The 8,673-nt window shown below is 68.5% G+C and carries 7 protein-coding genes; 4 read left to right on the forward strand and 3 right to left on the reverse strand.

Features of this window, described 5'->3' with window-relative positions; genetic code table 11:
* Positions 1–97: 97 nt before the first annotated feature.
* On the reverse strand, positions 98–1,609 hold the full coding sequence (locus ACFYYH_RS34255) for a cryptochrome/photolyase family protein (protein WP_388559771.1): 1,512 nt from the start codon (positions 1,607–1,609) through the stop codon (positions 98–100).
* Positions 1,610–1,928: 319 nt separating this feature from the next.
* Between ACFYYH_RS34255 and ACFYYH_RS34260 the strand changes: the two genes are divergently transcribed.
* On the forward strand, positions 1,929–2,117 hold the full coding sequence (locus ACFYYH_RS34260) for a hypothetical protein (protein WP_388559773.1): 189 nt from the start codon (positions 1,929–1,931) through the stop codon (positions 2,115–2,117).
* A 276-nt stretch (positions 2,118–2,393) separates the two neighbouring features.
* Positions 2,394–3,182, forward strand: a complete 789-nt coding sequence (locus tag ACFYYH_RS34265) for an SMI1/KNR4 family protein (RefSeq protein ID WP_388559776.1) — start codon at positions 2,394–2,396, stop codon at positions 3,180–3,182.
* Between the two features lie 53 nt (positions 3,183–3,235).
* Here ACFYYH_RS34265 and ACFYYH_RS34270 read toward each other — a convergent pair whose 3' ends face one another.
* Positions 3,236–4,564: a class I SAM-dependent RNA methyltransferase gene (locus ACFYYH_RS34270; RefSeq protein WP_388559779.1), complete on the reverse strand. Its 1,329-nt coding sequence runs from the start codon at positions 4,562–4,564 to the stop codon at positions 3,236–3,238.
* A gap of 286 nt (positions 4,565–4,850) precedes the next feature.
* Positions 4,851–6,968: an APC family permease gene (locus ACFYYH_RS34275; protein ID WP_388559782.1), complete on the reverse strand. Its 2,118-nt coding sequence runs from the start codon at positions 6,966–6,968 to the stop codon at positions 4,851–4,853.
* A gap of 271 nt (positions 6,969–7,239) precedes the next feature.
* On the opposite strand from ACFYYH_RS34275, the gene ACFYYH_RS34280 reads away from it, so the two are divergent.
* Complete coding sequence (locus tag ACFYYH_RS34280) at positions 7,240–7,908, forward strand: potassium channel family protein (protein WP_388559785.1); 669 nt, start codon at positions 7,240–7,242, stop codon at positions 7,906–7,908.
* The gene (locus tag ACFYYH_RS34285; RefSeq protein ID WP_388559788.1) at positions 7,908–8,585 is read left to right on the forward strand and encodes a potassium channel family protein; all 678 of its coding nucleotides are present in this window, start codon (positions 7,908–7,910) and stop codon (positions 8,583–8,585) included. The genes ACFYYH_RS34280 and ACFYYH_RS34285 overlap by 1 nt, the downstream gene beginning before the upstream one ends.
* Positions 8,586–8,673 lie beyond the last annotated feature (88 nt).

Genomic DNA, 8,673 nt, shown 5'->3' on the forward strand with positions numbered 1-8,673 from the left:
GGCACCATCAAGGGCCTCACCGCCGAAGTCGGCGCCTCCCTCACCTCCGGCGCCACCATCTGCGAAATCAAGGACTGACACACCCGCACCGAGGGGCTCAGTCCCGGCGGCCGCGCTCCTGCTCCAGCAGCTCTTCGAGATCGGGGAGCCGGTCCAGCCCCCGCACCGCCTGACTCATCCGCGCGTTGTGTCCGAACCGGTCGCGGTGGCGGTGCAGGAGATTCCAGTACCCGGCGGTGAAGGGGCAGGCGTCCTCACCCACCCGTACGGACGGCTTGTACCGGCACGGGCCGCAGAGGTCGCTCATACGGTCGATGTACGCCCCTGCGGACGTGTAGGGCTTGGTGGTCATCCGGCCCCCGTCCGCGTACTGCGACATACCCACGACATTCGGAACCATGACCCAGTCGTAGCCGTCGACGAAACTGCGGTGGAACCAGTCGGTGACGGCCCGGGGGTCCCATCCACGTTGCAGGGCAAAACTCCCCAGAATCATCAGCCGCGGAATGTGGTGTGTCCAGCCTGTCGCTCTGACCTGCTCCAGGACATGGGCGAGGCAGTTCGCCCCGGTCGCGTCCGACGACAGTTCCGTGAACCAGTCGGGCAGTCGCCCGTGGTGGCCCAAGGCGTTGCTCGCGCGGTACCGCGTGCCGAAGTACCAGTAGACGTGCCAGACGAACTCGCGCCATCCGGCGATCTGTCGCACGAATCCCTCGGCGCTGTTGAGTGGCACCTCGCCCGACCGCCACCGTGCCTCGGCCTGTTCGACGCATTCCGCGGGGTCCAGCAGGCCGAGATTGAGCGACGAGGAGAGCAGGCTGTGGCTCATCGTCGCGTCCCCGGCGAGAATCGCGTCCTCATACGCGCCGAATGTGGCGAGCCGCTGCCCGACGAAGCGGCGGAGCGCGGCGAGTGCCTCCCGGCGCGTGGCGGGGAACCCGCGCCGTGCGTCCTCGCCGACGAACTCGACATCCCCTTCACGCGACCAGCGGTCGAGGTCGGACCGCACCTCGGCGTCGATGTCACTTTCCCGGGGGCGATAGGGCGCCGGAACGCCCAGGCCGGTGGCGCCATGGGGCGGAGGCTGCCGGTTGTCGCGGTCCAGGTTCCATCGCCCGCCGGCGGGACGGTCACCCTCCATCAGCAGGTCATGCGTCTGGCGGACCCATCGGTAGAAATCCTCCTGACGGAGGCGTTTCGTGCCGCGGTCGTCCGCCCAGTTCCTGAACTCGTCATGCGTCACGAGAAAGCCCCGCGCCGGCAGAACGCGTACCGAGGGAAGCGCGCGCACGAAGGCAAGGGCCGCGTGGGACGTGGGATGGTGCACGGTCACCGGGGCGTCCCCCACCGACTCGCGCAGACCCTGACGATAGGTGTCCGCCTTGACGTACCGCACACGGTCACCGAGCTCGGCGGCCCGATGGCGCATCGCCGAGAGAACCAGATGGGCCTTGGCACGGTGGAACCGGCGTCGTCGGAAGACGCTCCTGGCCTCGATCATCAGCAGCGGCGCGTCCCGATGCGGGCCGCCCCGCGCGGGATCGACGAAATGGGGACCGAGCTGATCGCCGAACAGCCAATGGGGGGTGCCGGACCCTGCCTCAGTCATGCCGAGCGCTCCGTTGACGATCCGTGGCCTGGTCGGCGCAGTGCGCGACGCGACGCTTCCGCCACAGATCAAAGCGCACGACCGCCCGCACCGCACTCCGCACACGCCGGGCCACTCGCGTCTCGGCAAAGCGGTACGGCGAAGTTGTCCCGCGGACCACACCGCGGCACAGCGAACCGGCCCGCCGCCCGTCCACGACGACCGGATCTGTACCACCCGTTCCCGCCGCTTCACCTCCTCCTCGTCTTCACCTCCTCCTCGTCCACCGTGCCGGTACCGTCCTGCTCAACCGGAGGCCGGGTCACACGAGGCACGTTCAATGCCGGAAGAGCCGGTGGCGGTGACCAACGCGGCTGAGGGAGTGACCAGGTTCGGCTACGACGGTTCGGGCCGGCTCACCAGCGACAGGATCACCGATCCCACCGGCACCACGCAGACCGCGTCCACGACCTCGACGACCGGCCGGCGCCCGTCTACCCCGGTAGACCCTCGGGGGTACCCAGCCTGATACATATCGAAGCTCGCGGCGACAAGGGGATGAACGCGGACTGTCGCATCATGAATCAGGCGGTACCTGCCGAGCCTGTTTGCTCCTCGGAGAAATACAGAAGGTGAGACACATGGCTGATGTGTTCGAGGACCTCCTCGGGGAGCGTGAACGGTTCCGGCCTGCCCCGTCGACAGCATGGCAGGCCGTCGAGGAGTGGCTGAATCTGGAACTGCCGACCGACTACAAGAAGTTGGTAAATGGTTACAGTGACGCAATCCGCAGGCTCCCCCGGGGATGGCCGTCGAGGCCCGAGAAATGGAAGTCCGTAGAAGGAAGTCCGCTCGTCCGACTGACGTGTTCAAGATGAATGACCACGTACTTCCTTCCCTTCCTCAGCGGCAACTTGAGCCGAAGAACTGCGGCATCCAGGCCGGCCTTGCACCGGGCCACTGGGACGCGGCGGATTTTCTGGAGGCTCTCGTCGGTGTGCTCGGTGAACCGTCGACACTTCATGCCTCCCCCCAAGCGTGGCAAGACCTTGAGCGAGAGCTTGGGTTCGAACTTCCTGAGGACTACAAAAGCATTATCGACGGGTATGCCCCCGTGCGCCTCAACGCGCACCTCTACCTTCTTCACCCCGCAACACACAGATGGAATCTTGTGCAGTGGGTCCGGGAAACGGTAGCCGTCTGGTCCGATGTGGAATGGGACGATGAGTTGGAGGGCGACCCTCGACCGATTCTCGGAGTGGATGAAATCAGGTTCGGCGTTGCACGAGGGCTGACACCGCTCCTGGGAAGTGATCGTGGAGAGATCGTCTTCCTGGCACACACCGCCCAGGGGGCGGAAAGCTCCATCTTTGTCGAACGAGGTGACGGGGAGTTCTATTACTACCCCGTCTCCTTCGCGGAGTGGCTGTACAGGCACCTGGCGGGAGAAGACATGACAGGGCCGAACAGCTCTGTCTTCTATCCGGGCCCGGTCAAGTTCGCGAACCTGCCCATGTCGTCGGCCGATCCGGAGACCGAGTGGTTCGGACCTGACCGTAACTCCACAAGAACGGCTACTTCCGCCAACCCTTGAGGCACGGGGTTCCTACCGGGGCGAACGCTCTGCCCCGTGCCCAGGACCACAGGTCAGGCGCCCTTCGCGGCCGGTTCAAGGATCGCGACGCACTCCACGTGGTGCGTCATCGGGAAGAGGTCGAAGGCGCGCAGGGTGCGGGGGCGGTAGCCGCCCTCTCGGAAGTAGGCCAGGTCGCGGGCGAGGGCGGCCGGGTCGCAGGCGACGTACGCGATGCGGCGGGCGCCGAGGGTGGTGAGGTGCTTGACGGTCTGTTTGCCGGCGCCCGCGCGCGGGGGGTCCAGGACGATCAGATCCGTCTCGGTGATCCGGGTGCGGGGCAGGACCTGGTCGACCTTGCCCTGTTCGACACGGACCCGGGGCAGGCTCTGGAGGTTGTGGCGGGCGTCCTCCACCGCGCGCTTGCCGGACTCGATGCCCAGTACCGCGCCGGTCTCCCCGACACGCTCCGCGATGGCCCCCGCGAACAGGCCCACCCCGCAGTACAGATCGAGGGCGGTCTCGCCCTTCCTCGGCATCAGGCCCTGCATCACGGCCTCGACCAGCAGTTGGGGAGCCTGGGGATGCACCTGCCAGAAGCCGCCCATGCCCACACGGTACGTACGGCCGTCGGCCCGCTCACGGACGAACGCACGGCCGTGCACCCGGTGCACTCCCCCGTCGTGCTCCTCGACGCGCAGGACGGACACGGGCTTGTCCAGCTCCACCAGCGGCAGCCGTCCGCCCTCGCGCGGGGTGAGGATCACCTGACGGTCCCCGGAGCCCGAGGCGGCGATCGCCTCGACCGTGGCGATCTGCGGCCACTCGCGCCGCTCGACGCCCAGTTCGCTGACGCCCTCGGCGGCGATCATGCAGTGGTCGACCGGCTCGACCTCGTGCGAGCGGTGCCGGCGCAGCCCCGCGCGGCCGTTCTCGTCGACCGCGTACTGCACGCGCGAGCGCCACGCGGGCACCTCGCCCGTCGGCAGCTTGTCCCCCGGCGCGGGCATCACGGTCCCGTCCCAGCCCGCCTCCTCGGGGGTGAGGCCCGCGAGCCTGAGCAGTTGCTCGGCGATGACCTCGCCCTTCAGACGCCGCTGGGCGCCGGGCTTGGCGTGCTGCCAGTCGCAGCCGCCGCAGCGGCCGGGACCCGCGTAAGGACAGGGCGCCTCGACCCGGTCCTTGGAGGCGTCGATGATCTCCACCGCGTCCGCGCGCAGGAAGCGCGCGTCCTCGTCGCCCTCCGTCACCCGGACGCGCGCCCTCTCGCCGGGCAGGGCATGCCGTACGAAGAGCACCCGGCCCTCGTCGGTACGGGCGACGCAGTGGCCGCCGTGTGCGACGGGACCCACCTCGACCTCGTACTCCTCCCCGATCAGCGAAGCCTGCGGTTCTGTGTGCATGACGGGGTGGCTCCAAAGGATCAGGGGGTGGCGGTGAAGGCGTGGGCGGAGGGCTGTCGGGTGGCATCACGGCGTGACATCACGGCGTAGGGGGGACGAGGGCGTAGGGGGGACGCCAGCCCACCAGTCTACGTGCGCGTCACCCGTCCGCCCGCCACAGGCAGAGGCCGCCCGCGGCTCGCCCCCGCCCTCCGGGCCCACCTCCGGGCCCCACCTCCGGGCCCGGCCCCCTGGTCCGCCTCCGCGGCCAGATCCAGGTCCGCCCCCGGGGTTCGGAGGTCCAGGCTCAGGTGCCGGAACCCGGGCCTGATCCCGTGCCTCTGTTCCCCGCCCCCGGGCCACCGTTCCCCGCCCCAGGGCCACCGTTCCCCGGCTCCCCCGGCCGCGGGTCCACCGGACCACGGCGCACCGACCCCGGCGCGCTGTACGCCCGCCGCCGCTTGGCCCGCTGCTTGGCCAGCTCGGACGATTCGAGCTGGTACGGAACGGAGGTCACCATGACCCCCGGTGTGAACAGCAGCCGGCCCTTGAGCCGCAGCGCGCTCTGGTTGTGCAGCAGGTGCTCGTACCACCGGCCGACCACGTACTCCGGGATGTAGACGCTGATCGCGTCGCGCGGATTCTCGGTCCGCAGGCCCCGTACGTACTCCATGACCGGCCGGGTGATCTCCCGGTACGGGGAGTCGAGGATCTTCAGCGGCACATTGATACCGCGCCGCTCCCACTCCTCCCTGAGCGCCTTGGTCTCGGCCGGGTCGACGCTGATGCTGAGCGCCTCCAGGGTGTCCGAACGCATCAGCTTGGCGTACGCGAGCGCGCGCAGCGTGGGCTTGTGGACCTTGGAGACCAGCACGATGGAGTGCACACGCGAGGGCCGGACGCTGTCGTCGGACGGGCCCTCGGCGGCGGCGATCTCGTCGGAGACCCGGTCGTAGTGCTTGCGGATCGCGGTCATCGTTCCGTAGAAGATCACCATGCCGAGCAGCGCGACCCAGGCGCCGTGGGTGAACTTGGTGGCCAGGACGACGATCAGCACCAGCCCCGTGAAGAAGGCACCGAAGGTGTTGATCGCCCGCGAGCGGACCATATGACGGCGCTTGGCCACATTGCGCTCGGTCCTGAGATGACGGTTCCAGTGCCGGACCATGCCGGTCTGGCTGAGCGTGAAGGAGACGAAGACACCGACGATGTAGAGCTGGATCAGCCGGGTGGAGTCCGCCCCGTAGATACCCACCAGCAGCGCGGCGGCGCCCGCGAGCAGCACGATGCCGTTCGAGAAGGCCAGCCGGTCGCCCCGGGTGTGGAGCTGCCGGGGCAGATAGCGGTCCTGCGCGAGGATCGAGCCGAGGAGCGGAAAGCCGTTGTACGCGGTGTTGGCGGCCAGGAACAGGACGAGCGCGGTGGCCGCGGCCAGCAGGACGAAGAAGAACGTACCGCTGCCGAAGACGGCGGCGGCGACCTGCGAGATCACCGGGTTCTGGACATAGTCCGCGCCGACGGGAACACCATTGCGGAGCAGATCGGTCCCGGGGGACTCGGCCATCTTCACATCGGTGACCATGGCCAGCACGATGATGCCGCAGAACATGGTGACGGCGAGACCGCCCATCAGGGCCAGGGTCGTGGCCGCGTTCTTGCTCTTCGGCTTGCGGAAGGCCGGCACACCGTTGCTGATCGCCTCCACGCCGGTCAGCGCGGCACAGCCGGAGGAGAAGGCCCGCAGCAGCAGGAAGACGAGCGCGAAGCCGGCCAGGCCCTGTTCCTCGGGCTTGATCTGGAGGTCGGCGGTCGGCGCCCTCATGGTGTCGCCGAGCGCGATCCCTCGGATCGCGCCCCAGGCGATCATGATGAACACGCCGCCCACGAAGACATACGTCGGAATCGAGAAGAGCTTGCCCGACTCCCGTACGCCGCGCAGATTCATCAGTGTCAGCAGCACGATTATCGCGATGGCGCAGAGGACCTTGTGCTCCACGACGAAGGGGATCGCCGAGCCGAGGTTCTCCACCCCGGAGGAGATCGACACGGCCACGGTCAGCACATAGTCGACCAGCAGCGCGCTGGCGACGGTGAGACCGGCCTTGGGGCCGAGGTTGGTGGTGGCCACCTCGTAGTCGCCGCCGCCGCTCGGGTAGGCGTGCACGTTCTGCCGGTAGGAGGCGACGACGGTGAACATCAGGACCACGACGGCCAGGGCGATCCACGGACTGAAGTGGTAGGCCGACAGACCCGCGATGGACAGGACCAGGAGGACTTCTCCCGGCGCGTACGCCACCGAGGACAGCGGGTCGGAGGCGAAGACGGGCAGCGCGATGCGTTTGGGGAGGAGGGTTTCCCCCAGCCTGTCGCTACGCAGCGCCCGCCCGATCAGAATCCGTTTGGGCACGTCGGTCAGTTTGGACACGGGGAGGATGGTATGCGCTCGAACGGCGTCCCGTGCGGGCAGCACCCCCCTCTGCTGCCGGCTCGCGCCCCCGCCGCGGACGGCCGGTGCCCCGCCGACGACGGCCGGTGCCCCTCCGCGGATGACTGGATTGACACCCCTCCCGCATAAGCTCGACCCGGGGGATCGTCGTACACGGTGTCCCGCTTGGTGCCCGGCAGGTCGAAAAGGAAGAGTGAACAGGGTGTTTTCGCAGGTCAGCAAGGCGACCAGGAGTGCGGGGTAAGTCCACGTGCACATCGTCATCATGGGCTGCGGCCGGGTGGGAGCCGCACTCGCGCAGACCCTGGAACAGCAGGGGCACACGGTCGCCGTCATCGACCAGGACCCCACCGCGTTCCGTCGGCTCGGCTCGGGTTTCGGCGGCCGTCGCGTCAGCGGGGTCGGCTTCGACCAGGACACCCTGCGTGAGGCGGGGATCGAGGAGGCCGGTGCCTTCGCGGCTGTGAGCAGCGGCGACAACTCCAACATCATCGCCGCGCGGGTGGCCCGCGAGATGTTCGGCATCGAGAATGTCGCCGCGCGTATCTACGATCCACGGCGGGCCGAGGTCTATCAGCGCCTCGGTATCCCGACCGTGGCGACGGTCCGCTGGACCGCCGACCAGATGCTGCGGCGGCTGCTGCCGTCGGGCGCCGAGCCGCTGTGGCGCGACCCCAGCGGCGGGGTGCAACTGGCTGAGGTGCATACGGCATCGAGCTGGATCGGCCACAAGATCAGCACACTCCAGGAGGAGACCGGCGTGCGCGTCGCGTTCCTCACCCGGCTCGGCGAGGCGATGCTGCCGACGTCGCAGACGGTGCTTCAGGAGGGCGATCTCGTCCACGTGATGATGCGTACGGACGACATCGAGAAGGTCGAGGCGGCATTCGCCGAGGGCCCGGACGGAGGCGGGAACTGATGCGTGTCGCGATTGCCGGGGCGGGTGCGGTGGGCCGTTCCATCGCGGGCGAGCTGCTGGAGAACGGACACGAGGTCCTGCTGGTCGACAAGGCGCCGACCGCCATCTCGGTGGAGCGGGTACCGCTGGCCGAATGGCTGCTGGCCGACGCCTGTGAGATCACCTCGCTGGACGAGGCGGCGCTTCAGCGCTGCAATGTCGTGATCGCCGCGACCGGGGACGACAAGGTCAATCTGGTGGTCTCCCTGCTCGCCAAGACGGAGTACGGCGTGCCACGGGTGGTGGCCCGGGTCAACAACCCCAAGAACGAGTGGCTGTTCAACGAGGCCTGGGGCGTCGATGTCGCGGTCTCCACACCGCGGCTGATGTCGGCCCTGGTCGAGGAGGCGGTGAGCGTCGGCGATCTGGTACGGCTGCTGCGCTTCAGCCACGGGGACGCCAATCTGGTCGAGCTGACGCTGCCGCCGGAGTCGGCCGTGACGGGCACGCTGGTGGGCGATGTGACCTGGCCCGAGGACACCTCGCTGGTGACGATCATCCGCGGTACGCGCGTGCTGACGCCGAACCCGGAGGAGACCCTGGAGGCGGGTGACGAGCTGCTCTTCGTGGCGGCCCAGGCCCGTGAGGAACAGTTGGAGGACCTTCTGTCGGTCCGCCGCGAGGACACCGCCGACTAGGACTTGTCCGGTCGATCATGTGACTGCTTCGTGTGCGGGTCGTTGGTGTGGGCATGGGGCGGGGTGATCTGAGCGATGCTGAGTGGGA

Source organism: Streptomyces sp. NPDC002018, assembly GCF_042890865.1.
Lineage (GTDB): Bacteria > Actinomycetota > Actinomycetes > Streptomycetales > Streptomycetaceae > Streptomyces.